The following is a 26,958-nucleotide window of genomic DNA, read 5'->3' as shown; positions in this document are numbered from 1 at the left end:
GGCCCTCTGCGGCTGTCCACCGGGTAGCCTGCCGGTCATGGGAGCACTCCTGGGGGACTACGCTGCGGCCGGCGGGCCGGCGGCCTGGTTCCTCGCGGCGGCGCTGGGCCTCTTCGCCGCGCTCGCCGTACTGCTGTGTGTTGAGGACCTGCGCTCGCACCGGCTGCCCAACCGGCTGGTGCTGCCGGCATACCCCGCAGCCGCCGTGCTGCTGGGCGGGGCGGCCGCCGCGGCGGGGGAGGCAGGCAGGGCCGTGGCCATGCTCGCCGGGGCCGCCGCCCTGTGGCTGGGCTACTTCCTGTTGCGGCTGATCAGTCCTGCCGGGCTCGGCTACGGCGATGTAAAGCTGGCTGGGGTGCTGGGCCTGTACCTGGGGTTCCTGGGCTGGTCCCACGTACTGGCGGGCACCATGGCCGCGTTCCTCATCGGCGGTCTCTGGGCGGGGGCACTGGTGGCCTTCCGGCGGGCAACGCTCAAGACCGCGATCGCGTTCGGACCCTGCATGCTGCTGGGGACGGCGGCGGCCATGCTCCTGCCCGTCGCCGGGTAGGCCTGCCCTAGGCTGGGTTCATGGCTACACCCGAATTTGTCACCTCGCTGCGCGCCAGGATCGGTCACGACCCGCTGTGGCTGCCCGGAGTCACGGCGGTGACCTTCGACGACGCGGGACGCGTGCTGCTGTGCCGGCGTGCGGATTCAGGGAAATGGGCGCTGATCACCGGCATTCTGGATCCGGGGGAGGAACCGGCGCCGGGCGCGCTTCGGGAGCTGGAAGAGGAAACCGGGGTGGTGGCCGAGGTCGAGCATATGATCCACGCCGGGTCGCACGGGCCCATCACGTTCCCCAACGGAGATGTCTGCCGGTTCCTCAACCTGGCCTTCCGCTGCCGGCGGGTGTCCGGGCAGGCGCGGGTGAACGACGACGAGTCGCTGGAGGTGGCGTGGTTCGCCGTCGACGCGCTGCCCGACCTCAGCGACCGGCACCGCATGCTGATCGATCTGGCGGTCCGGGCCGACGGCGTGCCTGCCTTCGCACGCTGAACGGGCCGGAACGGCCCGGCGCCTCCTCCCCTACGGGAGGAGGCGCCGAAATTCCGGAATGCCGGCTAGGAGCGGCTTTCCCGGCCGGGGATGTCCGGCCTGGCTTCGCCTGCGTCCTGCGCTGCCGGTGAGGCGGCGGGCCCGCCGTCCTGCAGCCCGGCAGCCTCGGATCCGGCGCCGGCGGCCAGCCGTTCGGCTTCGAGCCGCTCGGCCTCCTCGCCGCCGACCGCCTCGCCGCGCGCCACCATGCCGGCCACATCCGAGAGCGGAATCTGCTTGAGGAACAGTGCGAGGACCAGGGCGATGGCCAGGAACGGAATCAGGTACCAGAACACCGGCGCCAGGGCGTCCGCGTAGGCGGTGACAATGCCGTCGCGCAGAGGCTCCGGCAGGTCCTGCAGCACCGAGGGCTGCAGGGTGGCGGTGGCTTCGCCGGCCGCGGCCGGATCCAGGCCTGCCGAGCCAAAGACGCCCATCAGGTTCTCTGAGAGCCGGGTCGTGAACATGGCGCCGAAGATGGCCACGCCGAGCGCGGCCCCGACTTCACGGAAGTAGTTGTTCGAGGAGGTGGCGGTGCCGATCTGGTCCACCGGAACGGAGTTCTGCACCACCAGGACGACCACCTGCATGATCAGGCCCAGCCCGGCGCCGAACACGAACAGCTGCGCGCAGATCACCCAGACGGGGGTGTCGGCCGCCAGCGTGGTCAGCCAGAGCATGGCGGCGATGACCAGGACGGCGCCGGCGATCGGGTACTTCCTGTAGGTGCCCGTCTTGGTGATGGCGAGCCCGGACCAGATGGAGGTGCCCATCATGCCCACCATCATCGGCAGCAGCAGCAGCCCGGAGACGGCGGCGGAGGTGCCGGTGGACATCTGCAGGAACGTCGGCACGAACGCGAGGGCGGCGAACATGCCCATGCCCAGGGCGAAGCCGATGGCCGTGGCGTTGACGAAGATCCGGTTGCGGAACAGGCTGAGCGGAATGATCGGATCCTCGGCCCGCCGTTCGACCAGCACGAACGCGGCGGCGGCCGCCAGCATCCCGGCGCCGAAGGCCAGGGTCAGCGGATCGGTCCAGCCGCGCTCGTCGCTGCCGCCGAAGTCGGTGAAGAAGATCAGGCAGGTGGTGGCGATGGACAGCAGCACGACGCCGGCGATGTCGATGCGCTGCCGGATCTTCTTTCCGGGCAGGGTGAGGGTGAAGAAGGCAATGGCGAACGCTGCAATGCCGATCGGGATGTTGATGTAGAAGGCCCACTGCCAGGTCATGTGGTCCACGAAGAAGCCGCCCAGCAGGGGGCCGCCGACAGCCGAGAGGCCGAAGATGCCGCCCAGCGGGCCCATGTACTTGCCGCGCTCATTGGCCGGCACAATGTCGGCGATGATGGCTTGGGAGAGGATCATCAGGCCGCCGCCGCCCAGGCCCTGCAGGGCGCGGAAGACCACGAAGCCCCAGAAATCCGTGGCGAAGGCGCAGCCCACGGACGCGAGCGTGAACAGCGCGATGGCGAACAGGAACAGGTTCCTTCGGCCGAGCACGTCGCCGAACTTGCCGTAGATCGGCATCACGATGGTGGTGGCCAGCAGGTAGGCCGTGGTGATCCAGGTCTGGTGCTCGACGCCGCCGAGCTCGCCGACGATGGTCGGCATGGCGGTGGAGACGATGGTCTGGTCCAGGCTGGCCAGCAGCATGCCGGCGATCAGCGCGGAGAAGATGATCCAGATCCTCTTCTTGGTCAGCAGGAGCGGCTCGGAGGAGCGCGCCTCGGTGGTGGTCATACGGATTCCTTGGGGGAGCGGGGCAGGGAAGGGGCAGCGGGCACCGGGTCCACCATGGTGAAGACCGAGCGGACTGTGTTCAGCGCCTCGGTGATCAGCTCGCGGTAGGGACGGGTGTTGCCGGGGGTGAAGAAGACGGGGCCCACGCGCTGCAGCACGGCGTTGAGCACACCGATCATGAGACGGATCCGGGGGTCGTCGGGGGCAAGGCCCTCGCGCCGGGAGAGGACCCGGGCGAAGTGGTCCTCCGCGTCCTGCGTGCCGCGCAGGACCTTGTGGAGCAGGCGCGGCTCAGCGGCGACGGCGGACTGCAGCTGGGACATTTCGTCGCGGGTCATGGCCATCCGGTCCATCATGGCCTCGGCCAGGTCGACGAAATCGGCGAGGAGGGTCGGTGAGATGCCGTCGCCGGGAAAGCCCGAACCGCCGGCAACGAACCGCTCCACCAGGTCCTCGGGGATATCGTCCGTGGGCGAACCGAGGATCGCGTCTTCCTTCGCCGGGAAGTAGTTGAAGAAGGTGCGGCGGGAAATCCCCACCTCCTCGCACAGTTCCTCGACCGTAAAGCCGCCGACGCCGCGCGCGGCGGTCAGGGCGCGGGCTGCCTCGGTAATCGCGATGCGGGTCGCACGCCGCTTGCGCTCACGCAGTCCTGATCCGCCGTCGTCCGATGCACTCTCCATCACGGAGTGAAGTTTTGCACTCCAGGGCAACAAGTGCAAGTTTCGCTGTAGGGACTCGAAGCGGGCGGGCGGGGGCGTTGGTTAAGCGAAGGGCGGGGCGCCCGGCACATGCCCGGACGCCCCGCCCCTGAAGCCGCGTTGCGTTAGGCCTGCGGCGGCCGGGTCATGGACAGCACGTCCAGAGCCGCGTCCAGCTGCTCTTCGGTCAGCTCGCCGCGCTCCAGGTAGCCGAGCTCCTCGACGGCCTGGCGGATGGTCTTGCCCTCCTTGACCGAGTACTTGGCGATCTTGGCCGCGTTCTCGTAGCCGATGAACTTGTTCAGCGGAGTGACGATGGACGGGGACGCCTCGGCCAGGTAGCGGGCGCGCTCGACGTTGGCTTCGATGCCGTCGATCATCTTGTCGGCCATCACGCGCGAGGAGTTCGCCAGCAGGCGGATGGACTCCAGCAGGTTCGCGGCGATCACCGGGATGCCGACGTTCAGCTCGAAGTAACCGAAGGTGCCGGCCCAGGCGACGGCGGCGTCGTTGCCGACAACCTGCGCGGCAACCTGCATGACGGCTTCGGAGATGACGGGGTTGACCTTGCCCGGCATGATCGAGGAGCCCGGCTGCAGGTCGGGGATCGCGATTTCGCCGAGGCCGGTGTTGGGGCCGGAGCCCATCCAGCGCAGGTCGTTGGCGATCTTGGAGAAGGACACCGCGATGGTGCGCAGCATGCCGGAGACCTCCACGAGCGCGTCGCGGTTGGCCTGGGCCTCGAAGTGGTCGCGCGCCTCGGTCAGCGGCAGGCCGGTGTCGGCGGCGAGCAGCGCGATGACGCGCTGCGGGAAGCCGGCCGGGGTGTTGATGCCGGTGCCGACGGCGGTGCCGCCCAGCGGAACCTCGGCCACGCGCGGCAGGGAGGCCTGCACGCGCTCGATGCCGTAGCGGACCTGTGCGGCGTAGCCGCCGAACTCCTGGCCCAGGGTGACCGGGGTCGCGTCCATCAGGTGCGTGCGGCCGGACTTGACGACCTCCTTGAACTCCTCGGCCTTGCGCTCCAGGGAGGCGGCGAGGTGCTCCAGGGCCGGGATCAGGTTGTTGATCAGCGCGCTGGTGGCGGCCACGTGCACCGAGGTCGGGAAGACGTCGTTGGAGGACTGCGAGGCGTTGACATGGTCGTTCGGGTGAACGGTGGTCTCGCTGCCGGCCTCCTTCAGCGCGCGGGTGGCCAGCTCGGCGAGGACCTCGTTGGTGTTCATGTTCGAGGAGGTGCCGGACCCGGTCTGGAACACGTCGATCGGGAAGTGCTCGTCGTAGCCGCCGCCGGCGACGGCGTCGGCGGCCTCGGCGATGGCACGGGCACGCTCGTCGTCGAGCACGCCGAGTTCGGCGTTGGCCGTGGCGGCGGCCTTCTTGATTCGGGCCAGGGCCTCAATGTGCGAGCTTTCCAGCGTCGTGCCGGAGATCGGGAAGTTCTCCACGGCGCGCTGGGTCTGGGCGCGGTAAAGGGCGTTTACCGGAACCCGGACCTCGCCCATGGTGTCATGTTCGATGCGGTACTCAGGGGAGTTGGTCATGGTTCCAAGCCTAGTCTGCGGCTGCCCCCGTGCTGAAACCTGCGTCACGTCCGCGGGTGGAGCGGACCACTGCCGGGTGGGAGACGGCGCCGAAGCCGGAGACCAGGTCCGCGCCGCCCTCGGCCAGGTGGTAGAACACGCCGACGACGGCGGTGCTGCCGGCCTCGACGGCGGAGGCGATCACCTGGGAGCTCTCCACCAGCCGGGCCGCGGTCTGGCGGGTGTGCTCCACGACCATGTCGTTGACCTCGTTGCTGCCCGAGCGCTGCGCGGCGAGCACCGAGGGCGTGATCCTCTCCACCAGGGAGCGGAGGTGGCCGCCGGGCATCTCGCCGGTCTCCACGGTCTTCTTCGCCTCGGTGACGGCGCCGCAGCTGTCATGCCCGAGCACGACCACGAGCGGGACGCCGAGCGCGGCCACGGAGTACTCGAGGGAACCGAGCACGGCGTCGTCGATCACCTGCCCGGCGGTGCGGACCACGAACGCGTCGCCGAGCCCGAGGTCGAAGATGATCTCGGCGGCCAGCCGGGAGTCGGAGCAGCCGAAGATGACGGCGAAGGGGTTCTGCCCGGCGGCCAGGGAGCTGCGCCTGGAGGCGTCCTGGTTGGGGTGGGAGGCAGTGCCGGCCACGAAGCGTTCGTTGCCCTCGCGCAGCCGCTGCCAGGCGGCGGCCGGGGTCAGGGCAGGGGAAGCGGATTCTGTTACGGAAGCGGGTTCACTCACATAGACAGCCTACTGCGCGTCCGGGCCGGGTGCGGTGCCGGCGGCCGCGGATTACGGGGCGGGCTGCCCGGCGTCGCGCAGATCGGCGGCGATGGCCTCGGCCAGGACATCGAACTCAGCCAGGTCCGCGGCGCCGCTGAGGATCACCGTGCTGCCGTCGAATTCGCCGATCAGGTGGGCGTCGCCGTCCGTGCCGTCCCGCAGCTCCCAGGTGTGCCCGCCCGCGGTGCGCTCACCGGCGGGGGCGGCCTGCTCGGCCATCTGCGCGACCCAGGTCGGATTGGCCTGGCTGGTCTGGCTCATGCGGATGAATTCCTCCGTGGGGGAGAGCCAGCCCACTTCCCAGTGGGCCACGCCGTCGGTGGAACCGTTGTTCCAGCGGGCGTAGTTGGCGCTCCAGCCCTCCGGCAGTTCGGGGGAGAGCGGAGCGTAGCCGGCGATGTCTTCAGCCTCGGCGGCGATGGCCGCCACGTCGGCGCCGGGACGCTGCCCCTGCGGAGCGGGGTTGAGCATGACCGCGCCCAGCACCAGGGCCAGTGTGAGGCCGGTGGAGATCAGCATCCCGATGACCGTGGCGTTGGCACGCTTGGCCTGCTTGGCCGTCAGGACGGGGGTGACGGGGGCTTCCGCCGGCCCGGCGGTCTCGGGCCCCGCAGGGGCGGCGGGGGAGGGGGCCTGGCCGGCCCGGGGATCGGACTGCTGCTGTTCACTCACGCCTTCCATGATCGCGCATTCGGCGGACTGCGCCTATTCCGCTGCGCATGCCCGCTTCCCTGTCGGCTGCGGTACCTGCGAGGAGGCCGGGCCGGCTGCCCGGGCGGCCCGGCGTTCTCCGCCGGGCCGGGGTTTGCCGCCACGCTGGCCGTGCCGAACAGGGCGGGGACTATGATCGGAAGGAGAAGGAGCCGCCCGGCGGTTCCCCGCAGGCAGGTCCAGTGCGATTTCGAAGATGAGGTAAGACGTGACCCAAGGTGCCCAGTACTCCACACTTTCCCCCGCCCTGGCAGTCGGGGATGACGAGCCGGACCGGAACCTGGCCCTTGAACTGGTGCGCGTCACCGAGGCCGCGGCCATCGCCGGCGGCCACTGGGTCGGTTTCGGGGACAAGAACGCTGCCGACGGCGCCGCCGTCGACGCCATGCGCTCGCTGCTCTCCACCGTCCACTTCAACGGTGTTGTGGTCATCGGCGAGGGCGAGAAGGACGAAGCCCCCATGCTGTACAACGGCGAGAAGGTGGGCGACGGCAGCGGACCCGAGGTCGACGTCGCGGTCGACCCGATCGACGGCACCCGCCTGACCGCCCTGGGCTACGACAACGCGCTGGCCGTCCTGGCGGTGGCCGAGCGCGGTTCCATGTTCGATCCCTCCGCCGTGTTCTACATGGAGAAGCTCGTCACCGGCCCCGAAGCCGCCGACATGGTGGACCTGCGCCTGCCCGTGAAGCAGAACCTGCACCTGATCGCCAAGGCCAAGGGCAAGAAGATCAACCAGCTCTCGGTTGCCGTGCTGGACCGGGACCGGCACAAGCCGCTGATCCAGGAAATCCGCGACGCCGGCGCCCGCACCCGGATGATCATGGACGGCGACGTCGCCGGCGCGATCGCCGCCGCCCGCGAGGGCACCGGCGTCGACGCCCTGATGGGCGTCGGCGGAACGCCGGAGGGCATTGTCACCGCCTGCGCCATCAAGGCCACCGGCGGCGTCATCCAGGGCCGGCTCTGGCCGACCTCCGATGAGGAGAAGCAGAAGGCGATCGACGCCGGCCACGACCTGGACCGGGTGCTGTCCACCGACGACCTGGTCACCAGCGACAACTGCTACTTCGCCGCCACCGGCATCACCAACGGCGACCTGCTGCGCGGCGTGCGCTACCAGGGCCAGAAGGTGCTGACCCAGTCCATCGTCATGCGCTCGAAGTCGGGCACCATCCGCGTGGTCAGCGGCGAGCACCAGTCGCACAAGTGGGAGTCCTACGCCCGGCTGAAGTAGGCCTGAACAGCGGAGGGGCCGTGCAGGATGTCCTGCACGGCCCCTCTGCATGTCTGCCGCTGCGCGGAGGCAGTGCCTGTCAGCCCCTCCGGAACAAAACCATTTGTGCCAGGCTTCGGGCAGGTCGGGGCCCCGGGCTCCGAACCCGCTGCTTTCCCCGGTCGGACTCAGCCGGCGGTCTGCGGCCGGGCAGCGCCGACGGGTCGGCTGTCCGTGCTGCGGCGGCTGCGCAGTCGGAAGACGGCCGTACCGAGCAGGACCAGGGCCGCGCCGACGGCGGCAGCCACGGCGGTGGCGGTGTTCTCCAGCCCGCCGTTGACCCGGGAGGCCGCGATCCACGCCAGGCCCCACCCGATCGCCAGCGCGGGGGCCAGCCGGCCCCGGCCGTATGCAGCGAGCCCGACGGCGACCAGCACGATGGCGGCCAGGACGGCGATGGACCAGGCCTCGGCGGGGAGACCGAAGCCGCGGAAGCCCTGCGAGGTCAGCAGGGAAGCGGTATTGGCGGCGGTGGCGACGCTGACCCACCCCAGGTACAGGCCCAACGTGCCGTCCACGACGACAGCCTCCACCCAGCTGCCGGGGCGGCATGCGGTGTACCGCACGAACAGCCAGGCCAGCACCGCGAGCAGCAGGACGATGACCGCCACGCTCAGGGGAACCGAATCTGCCTGAACGCTGAGGATCCAGGCGGCGTTGAGCACCAGCGACGCAGCTACGAGCCAGCCCAGGGATCGCTGCCTCGGGGAGGTACGCTGCCGCGGCAGCCACTGGTACAGGGTGTAGAGGCCCAGACCGGTGTAGATGACGCTCCAGATCGAGAAGGCCGGACTGGCGGGGGCGAGGTAGGTGGCGTCGGCTGACAGGGCGCCGCCGGCCGACTCGGCCACAGGCGTTCCGCCGAACACCCCGACCCCGACCATGGAACCGACAATGCAGAAAATGAAGCAGGCGGTCACCGCGATCTGGCGGGCAAGGTCGGAGCCACGGGCCGGTTCACGGGTTCGGGCTGCGGAGGATGTCGATGAAGTAGCCATAGTCGACGATAACAAAGGCTGCTTAGTATTTTCAGTCCTGAGTATCTCGAGCGCCTAACGACTGCCCCGAAGGATCAGCCGATCCGCAGCACCACCATCCGCTCTCGCGGGCTCGGCGGGATCAGCCTGCGTCCGGGCGCCGCCATGCCGCCTGCCGCACCCGGCCGGCCAGGTCCCGGAGCCGGCCCTTGGCCCGGACGGCGAAGCCCGCCCCGGTGCGGGCGAGACGGTAGGCACGGTACGCCGCGCGGTTGACGGGCAGATCCCAGGTGCCCGGATACGCGGCGGCCCGTCCGCCGAAGGATTTCTTGAACTTGGTGAAGCCGGCCCACTCATGCTCCGGGTCGTCGTCGGGCGCGATGCCCCACAGGTCCACGGTCTGCAGGCCGGCCGCGGCGGCGTCCAGAATCAGGTTGACCAGCAGCGGTACTCCGGCGTTGAGCCTGCGGTGCTCGAAACTCGCCGCGGCGTGGGCGTAGGTGCGCGTGTCGGAGGAGTCATAGGCGAGGGCCGCCGCGATCGGCTGGCCGTCGAGCCAGGCCAGGTGCAGGCTCGCCGCGCCAAGCGGCATCAGGGTCTGCGCGGCCTGGCGGAGGTAGCTGTCCGGCTGTGGCCGGAATCCGGTGCGGGCTGCGGTTTCGTGGAGGAACCCCAGCAGGATCCCGATGTCGGCAGGATCCCGGGATACCGAGAAGGAAACGCCCTTCTTGTGGATGTTGCGGTGGATGTTGCGGTTGCTGGAGCGCATGTCGGCCAGCACGGCGTCCGGCTCCCGGGCGATGTCGATCAGCCAGGTCAGGTCCGGCTGCAGGTTCTTCGGTGCCCGGACCAGGCCGCGGCCGGCCAGCAGCTGCTCCGCCGCGTCGGCGCTGATACCGGCGCTGACCGGTTCAATCCGCACATAAGCGGCCCCGCGGGAGCGTGCCAGGGCGGTCAGGGCCGCCAGCGCGGCGTCGAACCCCTCCGGCCCGGAGGCCACTGGCCCGTACGGCACGTACAGGAAACGGCCCAGCGCGGTCTTCTCCTCCACGGCCACGAACCGGTACTCCGGCTCTGCGGCCCGATGCACCACCTTGCCCAGGGATTCCTGGAAACGTGCCCAGGGTTCCGTCTGCAGGAACTGCTCCACGACTACCTTTCGTCGACTTCTTGGTCCATGTTCGTCGTCACGGCGAAAGCCAGCGCCCCCTGCGCGTGCTGTGCCGAGTCGGCGGAAAGCTTGGCGATCACCGGCGCCTCGGCCGCCGGAATGAACGCGCTGGATCCCTGCTCCAGCAGCAGGTTGCCCTTCGGGGAATCCAGGAGGATCGTGCCGCGCACGGCCAGCACCACCGTCGGCCCGTTCTGCAGCACCGGCACGTCCGCACCCGACATGGTGTGCGCCGGATCATAGGCCGGCTCGGCCGCCTCCCGGCTGGACAGTTCCAGCCGCTGCAGCTGGAACTCGGCGAACGGCGGGCGGTACAGCTCCTGGGCCATTCCGGTGAACCGGGGCTGGACCAGCGGGGGATCGATCGGCCGGAAGTCGACGGTCTTCAGCAGCTCCGGCACGTCAACGTGCTTCTGGGTCAGGCCGCCGCGCAGCACGTTGTCGGAGGAGGCCATCACTTCGATGCCGGTTCCGCACAGATACGCGTGCAGGTTTCCCGCGGGCAGATGGACCGCCTCGCCGGGCCGCAGGCACACCCGGTTGAGCAGCAGGGAGATCAGTACGCCGGCGTCGTCCGGATACAGCCCGCCCAGCTCGCCCACGGTGGCCAGCTCACGCAGGTGGCCGTCGCCGTCGTCCTCCCCGCCTTCAGCGCCGGGGCGGCGCAGCGGCGCGACGGCGGACACCGCCAGCCGGACGGCCTCCACAACTTCCTCGTCGCCGCGGATGAGGCGGCGGAACACCGCCGAGCAGCGCTCTGCTTCGGGGCGCCCGGATTCCAGTTCCGCCGTGATCCATTCCATCAGATCCGGCAGGGGAGTTCCCGTGCCCTGGACCATGGCATTCAAGGCCCGGAAGCGCTGCGCGGAGGCCTCCGGACGGCTGAAGCCGCAGAGCGCATCGAAGGGCGTCAGTGCCAGGATCATTTCGGGTTTGTGGAACTCGTCCCGATAGTTGCGGTCGGGCGCGGCCCGGTCCAGGCCGGCCTGTTCCTCCGCCGCGAACCCGGCCCGGGCCTGCTCGGCGGTCGGATGGACCTGCAGGCTGAGGGGGGACCCGGCGGCAAGGACCTTGGCCAGGAAGGGCAGCCGGGGCCCGAAGCGCTCCATGGCCTCGAAGCCCAGGGTTCCCTCCGGGTCGGCATCGATCAGGGCATCGAGGGTGGCCCCGTCCCCGACGGGAGGACGCAGGGCGGACGGAGCACCTGGGTGCGCGCCGATCCACAGCTCCGCCTCGGGCTCCCCGGACGGCTCACGGCCAAACAGCTCGGCCATGGCCGTGCGCGATCCCCAGGCATAGGGGCGGACGGTGTTGTCCAGCAGGTACATTTCTTTCCCTCCCGGGGTCGGTGCTGCGGTGGGCGTGCGGGACAGCCCGGGCACCATGCGTCGGGACGACGACGGCGGTGCGGGCCGGGTCAGGGGCAGGGCTACCCGGGGGAGCACTGCCCGTTGTTGTCCAGCAGCATGCCCAGGGTGGCGTCGTCCTGCAGGACAGCCAGTTCCTGCAGGTACTCCTCGGTGATGTCCGGTGCGGGGGCGGCGGGCTGCGGTTCGGCCGCGGGGGCCTCGGGCTGCGCGGCGCCGTCTTCGGCGGGGGCCTGTTCCTCCGCAGGCGCTTCCGCCTCCCGGGGAGCCGGTTCGGGCGCGGCGGCGGCCAGCCGTTCCTGCACCCGGGCATGAATGAGGTCGAAATCCGGGTAGGTGACGAAGTTGTCCGCTGCGGTGCCGAAGTCCGGCGGGCCGATCGTCATGCTTTCCACCGGCTGGCTGCGCGCCTTCAGGGCCAGGTCGAGGAAGCTGCCCAGCTGGTCGGCGGGAATGTTGGTGGTCACCATCTGTTCGCCGGCGGAGGCGATGGACTGGAAGCGGGTGAGCAGGGTGGCCGGATCCAGCTGGCTGATCATCGCCTGCTGGACACACTGCTGCCGGGAGATCCGGTGGTAGTCGGTCACGAATTCCCGGGAGCGGGCGTACCAGAGGGCGTGGTAGCCATCCAGTTTCTGCACTCCCGGAGGGATCCAGCCGTCCGGCGGATAGTGCCGGTTGGTACCGGGAATCTCGCCCGCGGTGATCGGCACCCAGCCTCCGGCGTTGACAGTGATGCCGCCCATGGCGTCGATGAGCCGTTCAAACCCGGCCATATCCACCGTGACGTAGCCCTGCACCTCCAGGCCCAGGATGCCGCTGGCGGCATCCATCATGGCCTCGGCTCCGGGATCCGTTCCCTCCGGGTAGAGGTAGGGGTAGTTGTCGGTGACCACCTGGTACAGGCTGTTCAGGATGCACTCGTCGCCGCAGTTGTATCCCCCGGGCCAGATCTCCCACAGCGGGGAGTCCGCTCCGAAGCGGGCGTTCTGGAAGTTGCGCGGCAGGCTGAAGGTTGAGGTCTTGCCGGTTTTCGCGTCAACGCTGATCACCGACATGCTGTCGGGGCGCAGGCCGGTGCGGTCCGCCCCGGCGTCGCCGCCCATCAGCAGGAAGTTGTAGCGGCCGTCCACCGGATCGAAGGCGGGCCCCGCCTGAAAGACGCTGCCCACGGTCTGTCGGCTCACGTTCAGCAGGTAGGCGCCGTAGCCGAGGCTGCCGCTGGTCACCGCCATCAGGGCGGCAAGGGACACGGCGACGACGGGGCGCACGCCGCGGCGGAGCAGGGGCGGGCGGATGATCCGCAGCGTATCAAGGAACAGCAGCGCCCAGCCGACGGCGAGCAGCGCCAGCACCGCGATGATGACGATGGACATCCACCCGTGGGTGAGCAAATCCACCAGCCGGGCACGGCTGGTCAGCGCGAGCACCAGGGCGGCCAGGGCCAGGATCCAGATGCTGAAGGTGACCAGCAGCGCCCGCCTGCCCAGCCGCCGGTCTCCGGCGACCACCTGGGCGGAGCCCGGCAGGACCAGGGTCAGCAGCAGCAGGATGAAGGCCCGGCGCGTGCGCAGGCCCTCCGGTGCGGCCTGCGGATAACGGACCGGGTCGGTCAGCGGCGTGCCGGTGCGGGCTGAGGCGGGATGAGTCACGGCGGGCCTAGGCGGGCGGGGCGACGGACGCGCGAAGGTTGGCGCCCTTGGCCATGGCGGTGCGGCGCAGGCCGTCGGCGAAGTCCACCAGCTGCTGCTGCAGCTTGGCGGCCAGAGGGTCGGTTCCGGAGGCCAGCATCCGTACTGCGAGCAGGCCGGCGTTGCGGGCACCGCCCACCGAGACGGTTGCCACCGGGACCCCGGCGGGCATCTGCACGATGGACAGCAGGGAATCCATGCCGTCGAGGTACTTCAGCGGAACGGGAACGCCGATCACCGGCAGCGGGGTGAGGGCGGCAAGCATGCCGGGCAGATGCGCGGCGCCGCCGGCACCGGCGATGATGACCCGCAGCCCGCGGCGGTGTGCGGTGCGGCCGTACTCGAGCATCTCCTCCGGCATCCGGTGGGCCGAAACCACATCGGCCTCGAAGGGGATGTCGAACTCCGCCAGGGCGGCCGCGGCGGCGTCCATGACGGCCCAGTCCGAGTCCGAGCCCATCACCACACCGATCAGGGGGGTCTGCGCCTTGTTCATTCCTGTCCTTCCGAATCCCGGCCGTCGCGGATGATCGCAGCCGCCCGGGCGGCGCTGCGGCGCAGTGCCGGCAGGTCCGCTGCGCTGCGGCCCACGGCGTTGACGTGCCCGATCTTACGTCCGGGGCGGACGGATTTGCCGTAACCGTGCACTTTGACGCCGGGTTCGGCGGCCATCGCTGCCGGGTAGGCCGAGAAGAGGTCCTGGTTGGCGCCGCCAAGATAGTTCTTCATCACGGCCACCCCGCCCAGCAGATCGGTCGCGCCCAGGGGCAGGTCCAGGACCGCGCGCAGGTGCTGCTCGAACTGCCCCGTAACCGACCCGTCCATGGTCCAGTGCCCGGAGTTGTGCGGGCGCATGGCCAGCTCGTTGATCAGGAAGCCGGGGGAGCGGCCCGGGGTCTCGAACATCTCCACCGCCATCACTCCGGTGACGCCCAGCTCGGCGGCCAGGCGCAGCGCCGCGTCACGGGCGGCCTCGGCTGTTGACGGGGAGAGTTCCTGGGCGGGCGCGATGACCTCGTCGCAGACGCCGTCGACCTGGATCGAGTGGACCACGGGCCAGGCGGCGCAGGCACCACCGGGGGTGCGCGCGACCAGGGCGGAAAGCTCACGGGAGAACGGCACCTTCTCCTCGGCCAGCAGCGGGCCCTGACCGAACCAGTCGGCGGCCGCCTCGGCGTCGGCGGCGTCGGCGATGATCCGCACCCCCTTGCCGTCGTAACCGCCGCGGGGAGTCTTCAGGACCACCGGCCAGCCGGCCGCCTTGCCGAAGTCCACCAGTTCTCCGACGGAGGCCACGGCGCTCCAGCGCGGATTGGGCAGCCCGAGCCGCTCGACCGCGGCTCGCATCACCAGTTTGTCCTGGGCATGAACCAGGGCCTCGGGTCCGGGCTGGACGTTGACGCCGGCGGCCTGCAGGGCACGCAGGTGCTCCGTGGGCACGTGCTCGTGGTCGAAGGTCAGCACATCGACGCCGCGGGCGAACTCCGCCAGCGTGTCGTAGTCGCGGTAGTCGCCGACGTCGGTGGCGCGCACCGCGGAGACGGCGGAGACGTCGGGAGCCTCGGCCAGGACCCGAAGGTCAAAGCCGAGGGCGGTGGCGGCCGGTGCCATCATTCGCGCCAGCTGGCCGCCGCCAACTACGCCGATTACTGGAAAAGTCACATCCCAAGGGTACCGAACGCGGCCGGACGAACCTGCTCGGTTAACGGCCGATCATCGGGTGCGCCGGGGAAACTGCCAAGGTTGGCAGGTATTATCGCTCTGGCCGCCGTGCTTCTGCCGCGGCCTCCCCACCCCGGTGCGCCCTGCCTCCGGGATTTACGCTTTAACGCCCACGGAGGGTCATGTTTGCAACGTTGTCGGCACGGATCAGGAGCCTGGCTTCCCTGTTTTGGCGGGAGGTGGCGAAGTTCGGAACGGTGGGGGCCGTGGCCTTCGTCATCGACAACGCGATGACCTGGATCCTCATGCACGGTGCCCTGGAAGGCAGCCCGGCCAAGGCCCGCTTCGTGGGGGCCTCGATCGCCACCCTGTTCTCCTGGGTGGCCAACCGCTGGTGGACCTTCCGGCACCGCAGGCAGTCGAACGTGGGCCGGGAACTGGCGCAGTTCCTGCTCATCAACGGCGTGGGCATTGTCATCTCCACCGGCTTCACCTGGGTGGCGCGGTATCCGATGGGCATCACCGACAACAACGTGCTGTTCATGGCCGGGGTCGTGGGGATCGTCGTCGCGACGGTCCTGCGGTTCTTCGCCTACCGTTTCTGGGTCTTCAACGCCGAGCTGGACGAGGAGCCCGGTTTTGAGGCCGACGCCGAGGCGATCCTCGGCAGTCCGCGGCAGGCCGCCAAGCCGGCCGAGGCGTCCAGCGCGCGGCCCGAAGCCGTCAGGCCCCGGACCGAGTCGTAACCCGCTCCGCAGCCAGCAGTGCCGCGTCCGGCGTCCGCCCGTCTCCGGTGAGGACCACCGTCCCGCCGGCCTGCCAGGCGGCCAGGGCGGCCTCGACTGCACGAAGCAGCCCGGCTTCCGCCTGCACGAGCACCACCGGCGTCCCGTCCCCGGCGGCGCCGTCCAACCCCGGGCCGGCCTCCAGCGCCGACCAGGGCAGGGCCCCCTCCGGGGTGGCCAGGGCCGGCTGCACCGGGGACGGTGTGCCGAAGTCGTCGAAGCTGTCGGCGAAGGAGCGGACCTCGGCGGCGTAATCCACGGCCCCGGCCGGAAGGTCCTGGTCCCAGCGCATCTGCAGCGCTCCGAGGGCCACCGCCATGGGCACTCCTGCAGCCGAGTCGAGTGCTTCCCGCTGCGCGGAGGCTGTCGCGAAGACCTCGACGCCGGCCTCGCCTGCCGTGCCCCGGTCCGCCGCGGCCGGGCCGCCGTCGGACTGCCCTGCCTCCACCGCCGAGCCGGCCGCCCAGGCGCCGAGGATCAGGACCAGGGCCTTCCAATGCACGGGAAGGTGCAGCCGAAGCGCCGTCCCCGGCGCGGCATCCAGCTCTTCCACCAGCAGGTTGGCGGTCTTGGCCGCCCAATTCTCCAGCACCCTTCCGGACAGCTCCACCCGCTCCGTATCAGCGCCGTACCAGACCAGGGCCGGCGAACTGGCCTGGGTGGTCCGCAGCTGGGAAAACAGGGCCTGCATCGGGTTGTCCATGGGAACCTCGGTTTCTGTCCGGAAACGCTGACGCTTCGATGCTACCGGCGGCCCGGCGGCCGGAAGCCCCGCCCGGAGGGCGGAAGGCACCAGCCGGCGGAAGCGCCCGGCGCCCGTTCCGGTGAGCCCTGAACGGCGTGGTGTGCCGTTCCTGCTAACCCCCGGGACCGGCGCGCCGATAAGTACCTGCGGGAATCCCGGGCGTGGCGAAGTCCGGGAATCACCGAGGAGTTGTATAGGATGCCGGGACAGCTTGACGCCGCCGTATTACACACGTGTAATTTGGGTACGGATTTGTTCCAGCAATCCACGTTCGCAGTCGACGTCCGCGACTCCGCGCGGGCCATCCATCCGCTGCTGGGGCAATAACACCGGGAGGAATCCATGGGGCAAGCTGAACAAACGCACGACGTCTCTGCCGCTGCACCCTACGCGGGACGGTCCGTGCCCGGCGACTGGTATGTCGATCCGGCCGATCCCTCCGCAGCGGACCGCTACCGCCAGGACGAGGCCACGAGCCTTGAGGAACAGGCAACCGCCTTCCTTGCCGCGCACGAAGCCCTGGACGGGTCGGAGGACCTCGATCCGCCCGTCGCGCTGTTCGCCCCGGCGCCCGCTCCCACCTGGATCGGCCTGCCCGGCGACGCCGGCGACTACGAGGGTGAGCTGGGCTGGCAGGCCGACGCGCTCTGCGCCCAGACCGACCCCGAAGCGTTCTTCCCTGAGAAGGGCGGCTCCACGCGGGACGCGAAGAAGGTCTGCGCCGGCTGCGCCGTCCGTGTGCAGTGCCTGGACTATGCGCTGGCCAATGACGAGCGTTTCGGCATCTGGGGCGGGCTATCCGAGCGTGAACGCCGTCGGCTCAGGAAGCGGGCAGTCTAATTCGTTCGCGTGTCCGTGTTTGTGCCGTCGTGGTCGCCCACAACGGCGCGCAGTACCTTCCCCACACCCTGGCCGCCCTGGCCGGTCAGAGCAGGCCGGTGGATTTCTGCATCGGCGTGGACACCGGGTCCGACGACGCCTCCGCATCCCTGCTCCAGCTGGGCCTTCCGGTAGGCAGCCCGGTGATTGCCGCTCCGGGGCGCAGCCGCTTCGGGGCGGCGGTCAGCGCCGGTCTGGCTGAACTTCCCGCAGCATTCTCCGACGGCGCCGAGCAGGAATGGATCTGGCTGCTGCACGACGACTCCGCTCCCGATCCCCGGGCACTGGAGGAACTGCTCCTGGCCGTGGAGCGCGCCCCGTCCGTCGCCGTGGCCGGCGGCAAGCTGGTGGATTGGAACAACCCGCGCCGCCTGGCTGAAGCAGGTCTCTCCGTCAGCCGCTGGGCGGAACGCCTGACCCTGATCGACGCCGACGAGCTGGATCAGGGGCAGTACGACGCGCGCAGCGACACCTTCGCCGTCAACTCGGCCGGGATGCTGGTCCGTCGCGACGTCTGGACCGCCCTCGGCGGGTTCGACCCCGCACTCCCCGGGCCCGGCGACGACATCGACCTCTGCTGGCGGGCCCGCCTGGCCGGTCACCGGGTCGTCGTGGTGCCGCAGGCGAGGATCCGCCACGCCGGCTCCAGGACGCCCGCGGCCCAAGCCGCCTGGGCCGCACGACGCAGCGAAATCCAGCTGCGCCTCAAGCATGCTCCCGGCTGGCAGGTGCCGTTCCTGGCCGTGGGCGCGGTACTCGGCGGGCTGTGGCGCTTCCTGCTCGGCATGGTCGCCAAGCAGCCCGGCTATGCCGTCCGCTCCCTGGGGGCCAGCGTGGCCGGCGTGCTGCATCCGCTGGAGCTGGCCCGCTCCCGCCGTGTCGCCGCAGCCACCCGCACCAGGCCGCGCAGCGCCGTGAACGCCCTGGTGACCGGACCGCGCGAGGTGCGCGAACACCGCCGTTCACTGTTCGAGTCGCGGGCGGTCTCCGGGGCCGATGAGGCCGGCGGCGTCGACCCTTCAGCACACGAGCCGACAGGCGACCTGCATGATGACTTCGCCGATCTGGCGGCGCCCTCCCGGACCTGGGTGGGGCTGGGGGCGCTGACCGCGGCGCTGGTGCTGCTGGGCGCCTCGCTGCTCGCGCTGCGCGGACTGCTCGGAGCGCCCGCCGCGGCCGGCGGCGCTCTGCTGCCCGTCTCCGAACGGCTGGGCGACATCTGGGCGCACGCTTCGGGCTGGTGGTCCGCCGTGGGGGCAGGAGCTCCGGGGCACGGCGACCCCTTCGATTATCTGCTGTGGCTGCTCGGCGCAGCCGGGGCCGGCAATGCCAACGCCGCCGTGCTGGTCCTGCTGCTGATCGCGCTGCCCGCCGCCGGGGTGGCCGCCTGGTTCGCGGCAGGTGCGTTCACGCGCCGCAGGGGCCTGCGGTTCTGGGCCGCCATGGCCTGGGGAACCGCCCCGGCGCTGCACCTGGCCCTGGGGGAGGGCCGGCTGGGGGCTGTCATCGCGCATCTGGCGATTCCCCTGGCCGTGCTGGCCACGGCACGGGCGGTGGGCGCCGGCGGGACGGAAACCGCTGCGGCGCCGGGCCCGAACGAAGCCCCCGTGCGCCCGCGTCCGGGCACCGGCGGCATGCCCAGCTGGACGGCCGCCGCCGGAGCCGGCCTGGCCTTCGCCGTGCTGGCCGCCTGTGCTCCGTCCACGGTGCCCGTCATGGTGCTCGCGGTCGTTGCGCTCATGCTGGGGCTGCGGCGGCGGGCACGCACCCTGTGGTGGGCCCTGCTGCCGCCCGCGGCCGTGCTGCTGCCCAACGTCCTTTCCTCCCTTTCCGGGAACCCCAGGGCACTCGCTGCAGACCCCGGGCTTCCCCTGGGCTTCGCCGCCGCGGACCCCTGGCAGCAGCTGCTGGGCTACCCGATCCGCTTTGACATCTTCGATCCACTCTCGGAAACGCTGCCGGAGACTGTGCCCTGGGCACTGGCCGCGGCGCTGATCATCGGGGCGCCGACCGTGGTCCTGGCCGTGCTGGGCCTGTTCCTCGGTCCCCGCCCGGGCCTGGCCAGGCTGTGCTGGCTGCTGGCCTTGGCCTCGCTGGGCACCGCAGCGGCCGCCGGCCACCTCGCCACCGGCGCATCGGCTTCGGGCATCGTGGCCCCGTTCCCCGGACCGCTGGTCGGCATTGCGGGCTTCTGCCTGCTTGCTGCGGGCCTGCCCGCCGCGCAGGCACTGCTGGGGAGCCGCCGGCAGGGCGCCCGACGCCGGACCTCGCCGCAGCGCGCACGCCGCACCTCCGCCGTCGTCCTCACGGTGCTGCTGGGTGCCGGGCCCGCCCTCTCCCTGGCCGCCTGGACCGTCCCGACGTTCGTGGACGGCTTGGACGCCGGCCCGGTGCTGCCGGGCAGCCGGATCAGCGTGCGGGAGTCGGCTCCGGCCACCCTGCCGATGACGGCCGCGGACCGTGGGACCGGTCCGGAGCACACGCACGCCCTGGTGATCGGCACCGATTCCGCCGGCACCGTCACGGCGGCGCTGATGCGCGGCAGCGGCACGACCCTGGACTCGCTGTCCGCCGCCGCCGCTTCCCGCGCCGTCGTCGGCTCCGATCCCGCCGGGCAGCTTGCCCGTGACGACGCCGCGGCCGCGGACATCCGCCGCGCCGTCGCCATCATCACCGAAGGCAACGGCACCGACCCCGGCGCGGAACTGCACCGCCTCGGCGCGGCGTTCGTCGTGCTGCAGCACTCCTCCACAGCCTCGGAACTGCTGGCCTCGCGGATCGACGCCGTACCCGGCCTCGCCGCGGTCGGCAGCACGAATGCCGGCTGGCTCTGGCGGGTCACCGGAGACCTCGATGAGCAGGGCACGGAAGCCGACTCCGGGCAGATTGGACGGGTGCGGGTCGAAGCGCAGGACGGGGCCGCGGAAGCCGTCCTGGACTCCGGCCTGCAGGACGCCTCGGGCGAGCTGCAGCCGGGCAGCGAGGGCCGCCGGCTGGTGCTGTCCGAACGCAGCGATCCGGGCTGGTATGCCCGGCTGGACGGCCGGCCCCTCGAGGACGCGACGGACGGGTGGGCGCAGGCCTTCGCGCTGCCGGCGGAGGGCGGCCACCTGGAAGTGGGGTACAGCAGCCCCTGGCAGCCGTGGACCGAAGTGGTCCAGGTCACCGTCCTGGCCCTGACGCTGCTGCTGGCCGTTCCGGTCCCCGCCCGCCGGACGGCTCCGCGGCTGCCCGGCGCAGCGGCCGGAACCGCACAGGCTCCGCCGCCCGCACCGCCGGCCGCCGCACCGGCCGCCGCACCGGCTGCCGCACCGGGCCCGGTGACGGACACGGGGGAACCGCCGGCGTCCCGGCCCAACGACATGACCGACGCGGAGAAGCCGGCAGGCCGGCCCGCTGCCGAGAAAACGCGCCACGAGGAAGAGGCACATTGATGGCAGTCAGGAAGGCGGCACCTGCCCGGCGCGCCGGAACCGGTGCCGGTCCGGGCCGGGCCGCCGCGGGAGCCGGAATCATTGCGGTCACCGCCGCGCTGGTGGCGGCGGGAACGCTGGCCGGTGCCGGCGGCGCGGGGCGGACGGTGGCGGCGCCGCCGGTAGAGGTTCCGGCCCCGGATCTGGCGGCTGTCTGCGCCGAGCCGCCCCGGCTGCTCTCGGGAAACGTCGCCGGAACGGACGCCCAGTTCAGCCCCGCGTCCGAATCCGCTCGTACCCGGGTGAAATCCCTGGTCCTGGCCGAGGCCGGGAGCGCGGCCCCGGGCGCACGGCTGGACACCCTGGCCGGAGAGACCGTGCGTGCCCTCGGCGGCTCCGACGAGACCCCGCTGACGAACGTGCGCGGAGCTGCCACGCTGCCCGCGCAGGAGGTCGGAGCGGCGACCGTGCTGAGGGTGGACCCCGCAGGCGTGCGGCAGGCCCTCGCCAACGCCCAGCTCACCTTCACCGCGGACGACGGCGACCTGACCGGCCTCGCGGCCGCAAACTGCCAGGCGCCCGGCAACGACATATGGCTGGCCGGGGCCAGGACGACCGTGGGCGTATCCACGGTCCTCCAGCTGACGAACGCTTCGGCGACCGCGGCAAGCGTGGACCTGGACATCTACACGGGGGAGGGCCCGGTGCAGTCCGCCGGCACCCGCGGCCTCGCGGTGGCCCCCGGGGAGACCCGCTCCGTGGTCCTCGCGGGCCTGGCCGCCGGGCAGGAGGCGGTGGCGGTGCACGTGCGCAGCTCCGGCGGTCCGGTCGCCGCGGTCATCCAGCAGAACATCCTGCGCGGCCTCACCCCCGGCGGTGTCGAACTGATCCAGCCGGCCGCGTCGCCGGCGCAGCGCCAGGTCATTCCGGGCCTGAGGCTGCAGCCCGCCCAGGACTCGGCCCGGCTCAGCCGCGACCGCTACGCCTCCGCAGCCAGCGCGGTGCAGGTCACCGTCCCGGGAACCACGCCGGCCGCCGTGACGGTCCGTGCCATCGGGACCGACGGCCGCGGGCAGGTGGTTGCGGAACGGTCCGACGTGCCCGCCGGCCGGTCGGTGCTGCTGCCCCTGGACCTGCCGCCGGGCAGCTGGACGCTGGAGCTGACCTCCGACGTTGCGGTCCTCGGGGCGGCCGTGTTCAGCCGCGGCACGGATCCGGAAGCGCCGGCCGACTTCGCCGTCGCGCCCTCCGCAGCGCGGCTCAGCGGCGAACAGCTCGCCCTCATCCCCGCTGCGGGCAGCGCCTCGCTGGTCCTGACCGCTCCCGCCGGTCCGGCCGAGGTGCAGCTGGTGGCCCTGGGCGCGGACGGGGCTGTGGCGGGTGAGCGCCTGCTCGACCTGGCTGCGGACGGCACAGTGACGATCGCACCCTCGGACGTCGGCGGCGACGGTACGTCAGCCCTGCTGATCAGTTCCGCCGGAGACGAGGTGTATGCCGCGCAGGTGGTGACCACGGGCGAGACCGGCATCTCGACCTTGCCGGTGCCGCGCGGCGGCATCGGCGGCCGCAGCGTGGAGGTCGGGCTCGGCTACTGAAGCGGCCGGTAACGCCCGTAGCCCGGGTCCACGGCTTCGGGCTCGAGGTTCATATGGGCGGCCAGCTGCTCGACCACCACGTCGTGGACCAGCTCCTCCACGGCGACCAGGCCCCGGGCGGCAGATTCAACCGGGCGGCGGTACACGGTAATCACCGGGGGCCGGCCGCGGCCGCCAGGTTCTGCAGCGCCCAGGGGCACGGGTTCCCCTGACCGGGCCAGGTCCTCCAGCCCGGGCGGAATCTCCGCCACCATGAACTGGTAGGACTGGAGCTGTTCGCCCCAGATCCGTTCCAGCCGGGCGGCGGACTCCATGACCCAGTCCTCGAACCGTTCCCCCCGGGTGCGGGAGCCGGCCAGATGCCGGGGGATCAGTTCTCCGCGCAGCCCCCGGCCGTGCCGGTTCCGCCGCCGACGCCGGTACGGCCGGCCGGTGCCGGAAGCCTCGGAATCGATCCGGAGCGGCGATGCAGGAGACATACGCCCACTGTAACCCTTGGCCCGGGTCGCCGTCCCGGCAACCGGGCCGGGGGAGTCGGCAGGCACGGCGTGCCTTCGGCCCTGCCGCAGCCCGGCGCTGTAGAGTGGTCCTCCGTGGAATCAATACGCCAGTGCTCACGATCCGCCTGCCGCAACCCTGCGGTGGCAACCCTGACCTACGTGTACGCCGATTCCACCGCGGTGCTCGGGCCCCTGGCGGTCTACGCCGAACCGCACTGCTATGACCTGTGTTCCCAGCACGCCGACCGGCTCACCGTGCCGCGCGGATGGGAAGTGCTCCGGCTGGACCTGGCCGGGCAGCCGCGTACCGCCCGCCGGGATGAGCTCTCCGCCATCGTCGACGCTGTCCGTGAACCGGAGGCGGACACCGAACCGGAACCCGACCCGGAGGGCCCGCGCCGCCCCGGGCGCCACGTCATCGAGCCGCCCGCCGACGCTCCGCTGACCCGGCGCGCTCACCTGCGCGTGCTGCGCGAGCAGGGCTGAACCGGTCTCAGCGCGCCGCTTAACCCCGCCCTGAGGTCGGACCGAGGCGCTAGGCTGGGAGGGAAGGGCCGCAGCATCGGCGGCCGTCCGTCCTGAAGGAAGAGACCGGCCCATGGCACAACTGACCGCAGAACTGCTGGCGGTGCTGCGCTGCCCCGTGACGCGCACCCCGCTGGTCCAGGAAGGTGACGAGCTGGTGTCGACCGGCCCCGGCGGCACCTTCCGCTACCGCCTCGACGAAGGCATCCCCGTCCTCCTGCCGCAGCAGGAGTCCCGCCCGGTTCCCGCCGCCGGCACTGACACCACCAACTGAGGATTGACACGCGTGAGCTTTGACTACAAGGTAGCCGACCTGTCCCTGGCCGAAGCCGGCCGCCATCAGATCCGCCTGGCCGAGCATGAGATGCCGGGGCTGATGGCGCTGCGCCGCGAATACGGCCCCAGCCAGCCGCTGAAGGGCGCCCGCATCGCCGGCTCCCTGCACATGACGGTGCAGACCGCCGTCCTGATCGAGACGCTCACCGCCCTCGGCGCCGAGGTCCGCTGGGCCTCCTGCAACATCTTCTCGACCCAGGATGAAGCGGCCGCCGCCATGGTGGTGGGCACCGGCACGCCCGAGGACCCCCGCGGCGTTCCCGTCTTCGCCTGGAAGAACGAGTCGCTGGAGGAATACTGGTGGACGGCCGAGCAGATTCTCACCTGGCCTGAAGGCTCCGGCGGCCCCAACATGATCCTCGACGACGGCGGCGACGCCACCCTGCTGCTGCACAAGGGCGTCGAATTCGAGGCCGCCGGCGCGGTGCCCGCTAACCCGGCCGAGGGCGATCCCGACTACTCCCATGAGTACACGATCATCCTGGATCGCCTGCGCGCCTCCCTCGCCTCGGACCCGCAGAAGTTCACCCGCATTGCCGCCGGGATCCGCGGCGTCACCGAGGAAACCACCACCGGCGTGCTGCGCCTGTACCAGCTGGCCTCCGAGGGCAAGCTGCTGTTCCCGGCGATCAACGTGAACGACTCGGTCACCAAGTCGAAGTTCGACAACAAGTACGGGATCCGCCACTCCCTGCCCGACGGCCTGAACCGTGCCACCGACACGCTGATCGGCGGCAAGGTCGCCGTCGTCTGCGGCTACGGCGACGTCGGCAAGGGAGCCGCCGAGGCCCTGCGCGGGCAGGGTGCCCGGGTAATCGTCACCGAGATCGATCCGATCTGCGCCCTGCAGGCTGCCATGGACGGCTACCAGGTCGCGCGGCTGGAATCCGTGCTGGACCAGGGCGACATTTTCATCACCACCACCGGCAACAAGGACATCATCATGGCCCGCCACATGGCGGCGATGAAGCACCAGGCCATCGTGGGCAACGTCGGGCACTTCGACAACGAGATCGACATGGCCGGCCTCGCCAAGGTGCCCGGCATCCGCAAGGTCGAAATCAAGCCCCAGGTCCACGAGTGGATCTTCGATGAGGGCACCGACACCCAGCGCAGCATCATCGTGCTCTCCGAAGGCCGCCTGCTGAACCTGGGCAACGCCACCGGCCATCCCTCCTTCGTGATGAGCAACTCCTTCGCCAACCAGACCATCGGGCAGATCGAGCTGTTCACCAAGCACGGCCTCGCTCCCGAGGACGGCGGATACGCGAACCAGGTCTATGTGCTGCCCAAGCTGCTGGACGAGAAGGTGGCGCGCCTGCACCTGGACGCCCTGGGCGTGGAGCTGACCGAGCTCACCAAGCCGCAGGCCGAGTACCTGGGCGTGGAGCCGGCGGGACCGTACAAGCCCGAGCACTACCGCTACTAGGCGGAACCGGCGGAACGGAAAGGGCGGATGCGCAGCACGCATCCGCCCTTTCCGTTCCACCCACGCCGGCTCAAATGTTTCCTCCAGGGACCGGCTGCTATTCGAAGGGCAGCCGGTGCAGCCGCTGCGCGAGCACCTCGCTGCGCTGCCGGTGCCCGGCCAGACGGTGCAGGTCCCGGTCCCGGCGCTCCGACAGCAGCGCCAGCAGGAACGCCTCCGGGTGCGTGTGCGGCGGGGGCGGGGGCGCGGTGTAGCCCGCAGCCTCCGCGGCAAGGGACGCGCCAAGAGCGGCCCGGGACGCCGGCGCCATCCGGGGAGCCTGCATCAGGAAGCGGTGGATCCGGCGGGCGAGGCCGTCGGGCAGCCGGCCCAGATCCGCCAGCGCCGCCCACGGCTGCAGCTCCACGGGGGTATGCAGAGGCGCGGGCCGCTGCGCCGCCACCCGGTCCCGCAGCGAGTACGTGCCGGCCAGCATGTCGCCCACCCGTTTGGACCGCTCGTTGAACACAGCGGCCAGGAAAGCCACCGACCCCAGGGTCAGGTAGATCTCCAGGATGCCCACCAGGGCCCGGATGAAGGCGTGCCGGAAACGGACGGCCCCGCCGTCGTCACGGACAATCCGCAGCCCCATGGCCAGCCGGCCGAGCGAGCGGCCGCGGGTGAGGGTCTCCACCGCCACCGGAAGCAGCAGGAAAACCCCGACCACGGTGAGCATCAGGGTGGCCTGGGCGGCGGCCGGATCCAGCCGGTCCAGCAGCGGCGACATGAGCGCAAGCAGCAGGACGAGCAGGATCACCTGCGCGGCGACGTCGATCGCTGCCCCCAGCATGCGCGCGCCGAAGGACGCCGGACGCAGCTCCAGGACCACGGCTTCGCCGGTGACCACACTTCCCATGCCGTTTCCTCCCATGCCGTTCCGATGCCACTCTACCCAGCGCGGCCGGCCCGACCTGCGGGGACGGGCTGCGGGGACCGGCGCAGCGGCGGTCCGGGCGCTAGGGTAGAGCCCGTGGACATTGACGCCTTCAGCACCGTGAACCGGGCCGACTGGGACCGGCTGGACCAGCTGGCTGCGCGGCGGCGGCTGAGCGGCGTCGAGGCGGATGAGCTGCTGCGCCTCTACCAGCGCACTTCCACCCACCTCTCGATGGTCCGCTCGGTGGAGCCGGAGGGCGCGTTGTCGGCGGCCCTGTCCATGCGGCTGTCCCGGGCCAGGACCCGCCTTACGGGCGCCCGTTCCAACTTCGCAGAAGACCTGGGCACCTTCTTCGCGTTCTCGCTGCCGGCGGCCTTCTACCGGATCCGCTGGCTGACCGTGGCCTGCATGGCGGCGTTCATCCTCGTCGGCTGGCTCAGCGCGGCCTGGGTGGCCGGCACCCCGGGGGCTTTGGCCGCCATCGGGACGGATAGCAAGATCCGGCGGTACCTGGAGGATGACTTCATCAACTACTACTCGGAAAACCCGGCCGCCTCGTTCGCCGGGCAGGTCTGGACCAACAACGCCTGGATCGCCCTGCAGTGCGTGGCCTTCGGCATCACCGGGATTTTTGTGCCCTACGTCCTGCTGGTCAACGCCGTGGGCGTGGGCCAGTCCGCCGGACTGTTCGCCGCTTACGACCGGCTCGACGTCTTCTTCAGCTACATCCTCCCGCACGGGCTGATGGAGCTGACCGCGGTGTTCATCGCGGCCGCCGCGGGACTGCGGATCTTCTGGGCCTGGGTGGCACCAGGGCGGCGGCGCCGGCTGGACGCGCTGGCGGCGGAGGGCCGGTCTCTGATGACCGTGGGCCTTGGCCTGGTCCTGGTGCTGTTCATCTCCGGGCTGGTGGAGGGGTTCGTTACGCCCAGCGGCCTCCCGGTGGGCGTGAAGATCGGAATCGGGGCGGCGGTCCTGGCCGCGTACTGGGCCTACACGCTGATCCTGGGGCGCCGGGCATGGCGGGCCGGGCACCGGGGCGATCTGTACGTGCGCGACGCCGGCGACCAGGTCCGCACGGCCTGACCAGGCAGCGGCTTGGTTACGGTCCGGGGTGGCGGCCATCCCGCAGTGCGCTCTGCCGGTA

General features: G+C 71.2%; 25 protein-coding genes. 11 read left to right on the top strand and 14 right to left on the bottom strand.

Going from position 1 to position 26,958, the window contains the following annotated elements; genetic code table 11:
- The first annotated feature begins 37 nt into the window (after positions 1–37).
- On the top strand, positions 38–550 hold the full coding sequence (locus AC5RUW_RS09465; RefSeq protein ID WP_494160467.1) for a prepilin peptidase: 513 nt from the start codon (positions 38–40) through the stop codon (positions 548–550).
- A gap of 20 nt (positions 551–570) precedes the next feature.
- Complete coding sequence (locus tag AC5RUW_RS09460) at positions 571–1,041, top strand: NUDIX hydrolase (protein ID WP_494160466.1); 471 nt, start codon at positions 571–573, stop codon at positions 1,039–1,041.
- A 65-nt stretch (positions 1,042–1,106) separates the two neighbouring features.
- Here the strand turns inward: AC5RUW_RS09460 and AC5RUW_RS09455 are convergent, their stop codons facing one another.
- The 5 genes from AC5RUW_RS09455 to AC5RUW_RS09435 all read right to left on the bottom strand — a co-directional run bounded on the left by AC5RUW_RS09455 (position 1,107) and on the right by AC5RUW_RS09435 (position 6,505).
- The gene (locus AC5RUW_RS09455; protein ID WP_494160465.1) at positions 1,107–2,822 is read right to left on the bottom strand and encodes an MDR family MFS transporter; all 1,716 of its coding nucleotides are present in this window, start codon (positions 2,820–2,822) and stop codon (positions 1,107–1,109) included.
- Positions 2,819–3,505, bottom strand: a complete 687-nt coding sequence (locus AC5RUW_RS09450) for a TetR/AcrR family transcriptional regulator (protein WP_494160796.1) — start codon at positions 3,503–3,505, stop codon at positions 2,819–2,821. The genes AC5RUW_RS09455 and AC5RUW_RS09450 overlap by 4 nt, the downstream gene beginning before the upstream one ends.
- Positions 3,506–3,648: 143 nt before the next feature.
- Positions 3,649–5,067, bottom strand: coding sequence for a class II fumarate hydratase (locus AC5RUW_RS09445; RefSeq protein WP_494160464.1), 1,419 nt, complete (start codon positions 5,065–5,067; stop codon positions 3,649–3,651).
- A gap of 10 nt (positions 5,068–5,077) precedes the next feature.
- A complete protein-coding gene (locus tag AC5RUW_RS09440; RefSeq protein WP_494160463.1) occupies positions 5,078–5,791 on the bottom strand; it encodes a carbonic anhydrase in 714 nt (237 codons plus the stop codon).
- A 51-nt stretch (positions 5,792–5,842) separates the two neighbouring features.
- Positions 5,843–6,505, bottom strand: coding sequence for a DUF4245 domain-containing protein (locus AC5RUW_RS09435; RefSeq protein WP_494160462.1), 663 nt, complete (start codon positions 6,503–6,505; stop codon positions 5,843–5,845).
- Positions 6,506–6,752: 247 nt separating this feature from the next.
- On the opposite strand from AC5RUW_RS09435, the gene glpX reads away from it, so the two are divergent.
- Positions 6,753–7,781 carry a class II fructose-bisphosphatase gene (glpX, locus tag AC5RUW_RS09430; RefSeq protein ID WP_494007677.1) on the top strand — a complete coding sequence of 343 codons (1,029 nt, stop codon included), beginning with the start codon at positions 6,753–6,755 and terminating at the stop codon, positions 7,779–7,781.
- A gap of 167 nt (positions 7,782–7,948) precedes the next feature.
- Here glpX and AC5RUW_RS09425 read toward each other — a convergent pair whose 3' ends face one another.
- The 6 genes from AC5RUW_RS09425 to AC5RUW_RS09400 all read right to left on the bottom strand — a co-directional run bounded on the left by AC5RUW_RS09425 (position 7,949) and on the right by AC5RUW_RS09400 (position 14,688).
- Positions 7,949–8,818 carry a TspO-related membrane protein gene (locus tag AC5RUW_RS09425; protein ID WP_494160461.1) on the bottom strand — a complete coding sequence of 290 codons (870 nt, stop codon included), beginning with the start codon at positions 8,816–8,818 and terminating at the stop codon, positions 7,949–7,951.
- A gap of 121 nt (positions 8,819–8,939) precedes the next feature.
- Positions 8,940–9,947 carry a lipid II:glycine glycyltransferase FemX gene (locus AC5RUW_RS09420; protein ID WP_494160460.1) on the bottom strand — a complete coding sequence of 336 codons (1,008 nt, stop codon included), beginning with the start codon at positions 9,945–9,947 and terminating at the stop codon, positions 8,940–8,942.
- Positions 9,948–9,949: 2 nt separating this feature from the next.
- Positions 9,950–11,296 carry a mannose-6-phosphate isomerase, class I gene (gene manA, locus AC5RUW_RS09415; RefSeq protein WP_494160459.1) on the bottom strand — a complete coding sequence of 449 codons (1,347 nt, stop codon included), beginning with the start codon at positions 11,294–11,296 and terminating at the stop codon, positions 9,950–9,952.
- A gap of 101 nt (positions 11,297–11,397) precedes the next feature.
- A complete protein-coding gene (locus AC5RUW_RS09410; protein ID WP_494160458.1) occupies positions 11,398–12,987 on the bottom strand; it encodes an LCP family protein in 1,590 nt (529 codons plus the stop codon).
- Between the two features lie 7 nt (positions 12,988–12,994).
- A complete protein-coding gene (gene purE, locus AC5RUW_RS09405) occupies positions 12,995–13,522 on the bottom strand; it encodes a 5-(carboxyamino)imidazole ribonucleotide mutase (protein WP_494160457.1) in 528 nt (175 codons plus the stop codon).
- A complete protein-coding gene (locus AC5RUW_RS09400; protein ID WP_494160456.1) occupies positions 13,519–14,688 on the bottom strand; it encodes a 5-(carboxyamino)imidazole ribonucleotide synthase in 1,170 nt (389 codons plus the stop codon). Before AC5RUW_RS09400 ends, purE begins: the two co-directional genes overlap by 4 nt.
- Before the next feature lie 182 nt (positions 14,689–14,870).
- Here AC5RUW_RS09400 and AC5RUW_RS09395 point away from each other — a divergent pair, with 182 nt between their 5' ends.
- Positions 14,871–15,434: a GtrA family protein gene (locus AC5RUW_RS09395; RefSeq protein WP_494160455.1), complete on the top strand. Its 564-nt coding sequence runs from the start codon at positions 14,871–14,873 to the stop codon at positions 15,432–15,434.
- On the opposite strand, the gene AC5RUW_RS09390 is transcribed toward AC5RUW_RS09395, so the two are convergent.
- A complete protein-coding gene (locus AC5RUW_RS09390) occupies positions 15,412–16,176 on the bottom strand; it encodes a TIGR03089 family protein (protein ID WP_494160454.1) in 765 nt (254 codons plus the stop codon). The genes AC5RUW_RS09395 and AC5RUW_RS09390 overlap by 23 nt on opposite strands.
- A gap of 384 nt (positions 16,177–16,560) precedes the next feature.
- Here AC5RUW_RS09390 and AC5RUW_RS09385 point away from each other — a divergent pair, with 384 nt between their 5' ends.
- From AC5RUW_RS09385 to AC5RUW_RS09375, 3 genes are read left to right on the top strand one after another with little or no spacing between them, the layout of a single operon-like run.
- Positions 16,561–17,058 carry a WhiB family transcriptional regulator gene (locus tag AC5RUW_RS09385; protein WP_494160453.1) on the top strand — a complete coding sequence of 166 codons (498 nt, stop codon included), beginning with the start codon at positions 16,561–16,563 and terminating at the stop codon, positions 17,056–17,058.
- Positions 17,059–17,087: 29 nt separating this feature from the next.
- Positions 17,088–20,531, top strand: coding sequence for a glycosyltransferase (locus AC5RUW_RS09380; RefSeq protein ID WP_494160452.1), 3,444 nt, complete (start codon positions 17,088–17,090; stop codon positions 20,529–20,531).
- Positions 20,531–22,105, top strand: coding sequence for a DUF5719 family protein (locus AC5RUW_RS09375; RefSeq protein WP_494160451.1), 1,575 nt, complete (start codon positions 20,531–20,533; stop codon positions 22,103–22,105). The genes AC5RUW_RS09380 and AC5RUW_RS09375 overlap by 1 nt, the downstream gene beginning before the upstream one ends.
- Here the strand turns inward: AC5RUW_RS09375 and AC5RUW_RS09370 are convergent.
- Complete coding sequence (locus AC5RUW_RS09370; protein ID WP_494160450.1) at positions 22,099–22,584, bottom strand: metallopeptidase family protein; 486 nt, start codon at positions 22,582–22,584, stop codon at positions 22,099–22,101. The two genes, AC5RUW_RS09375 and AC5RUW_RS09370, sit on opposite strands and share 7 nt — an antisense overlap.
- 114 nt (positions 22,585–22,698) lie before the next feature.
- Here AC5RUW_RS09370 and AC5RUW_RS09365 point away from each other — a divergent pair, with 114 nt between their 5' ends.
- The 3 genes from AC5RUW_RS09365 (at position 22,699) to ahcY (ending at position 24,895) form a co-directional block, all read left to right on the top strand.
- On the top strand, positions 22,699–23,091 hold the full coding sequence (locus tag AC5RUW_RS09365; RefSeq protein ID WP_494160449.1) for a DUF3499 domain-containing protein: 393 nt from the start codon (positions 22,699–22,701) through the stop codon (positions 23,089–23,091).
- Between the two features lie 112 nt (positions 23,092–23,203).
- Positions 23,204–23,404, top strand: coding sequence for a Trm112 family protein (locus AC5RUW_RS09360; RefSeq protein ID WP_494160448.1), 201 nt, complete (start codon positions 23,204–23,206; stop codon positions 23,402–23,404).
- Positions 23,405–23,416: 12 nt separating this feature from the next.
- On the top strand, positions 23,417–24,895 hold the full coding sequence (gene ahcY, locus AC5RUW_RS09355) for an adenosylhomocysteinase (RefSeq protein ID WP_494160447.1): 1,479 nt from the start codon (positions 23,417–23,419) through the stop codon (positions 24,893–24,895).
- A 97-nt stretch (positions 24,896–24,992) separates the two neighbouring features.
- On the opposite strand, the gene AC5RUW_RS09350 is transcribed toward ahcY, so the two are convergent.
- Positions 24,993–25,790: an RDD family protein gene (locus AC5RUW_RS09350; RefSeq protein WP_494160446.1), complete on the bottom strand. Its 798-nt coding sequence runs from the start codon at positions 25,788–25,790 to the stop codon at positions 24,993–24,995.
- Positions 25,791–25,904: 114 nt separating this feature from the next.
- Between AC5RUW_RS09350 and AC5RUW_RS09345 the strand changes: the two genes are divergently transcribed.
- Positions 25,905–26,897 carry a stage II sporulation protein M gene (locus AC5RUW_RS09345; protein WP_494160445.1) on the top strand — a complete coding sequence of 331 codons (993 nt, stop codon included), beginning with the start codon at positions 25,905–25,907 and terminating at the stop codon, positions 26,895–26,897.
- Positions 26,898–26,958 lie beyond the last annotated feature (61 nt).

The sequence above is a fragment of the Arthrobacter sp. Y3222053 genome, assembly GCF_059092805.1.
Note: the sequence above shows the minus strand (reverse complement) of the source record. Positions and strands in the feature narration are given on the sequence as shown.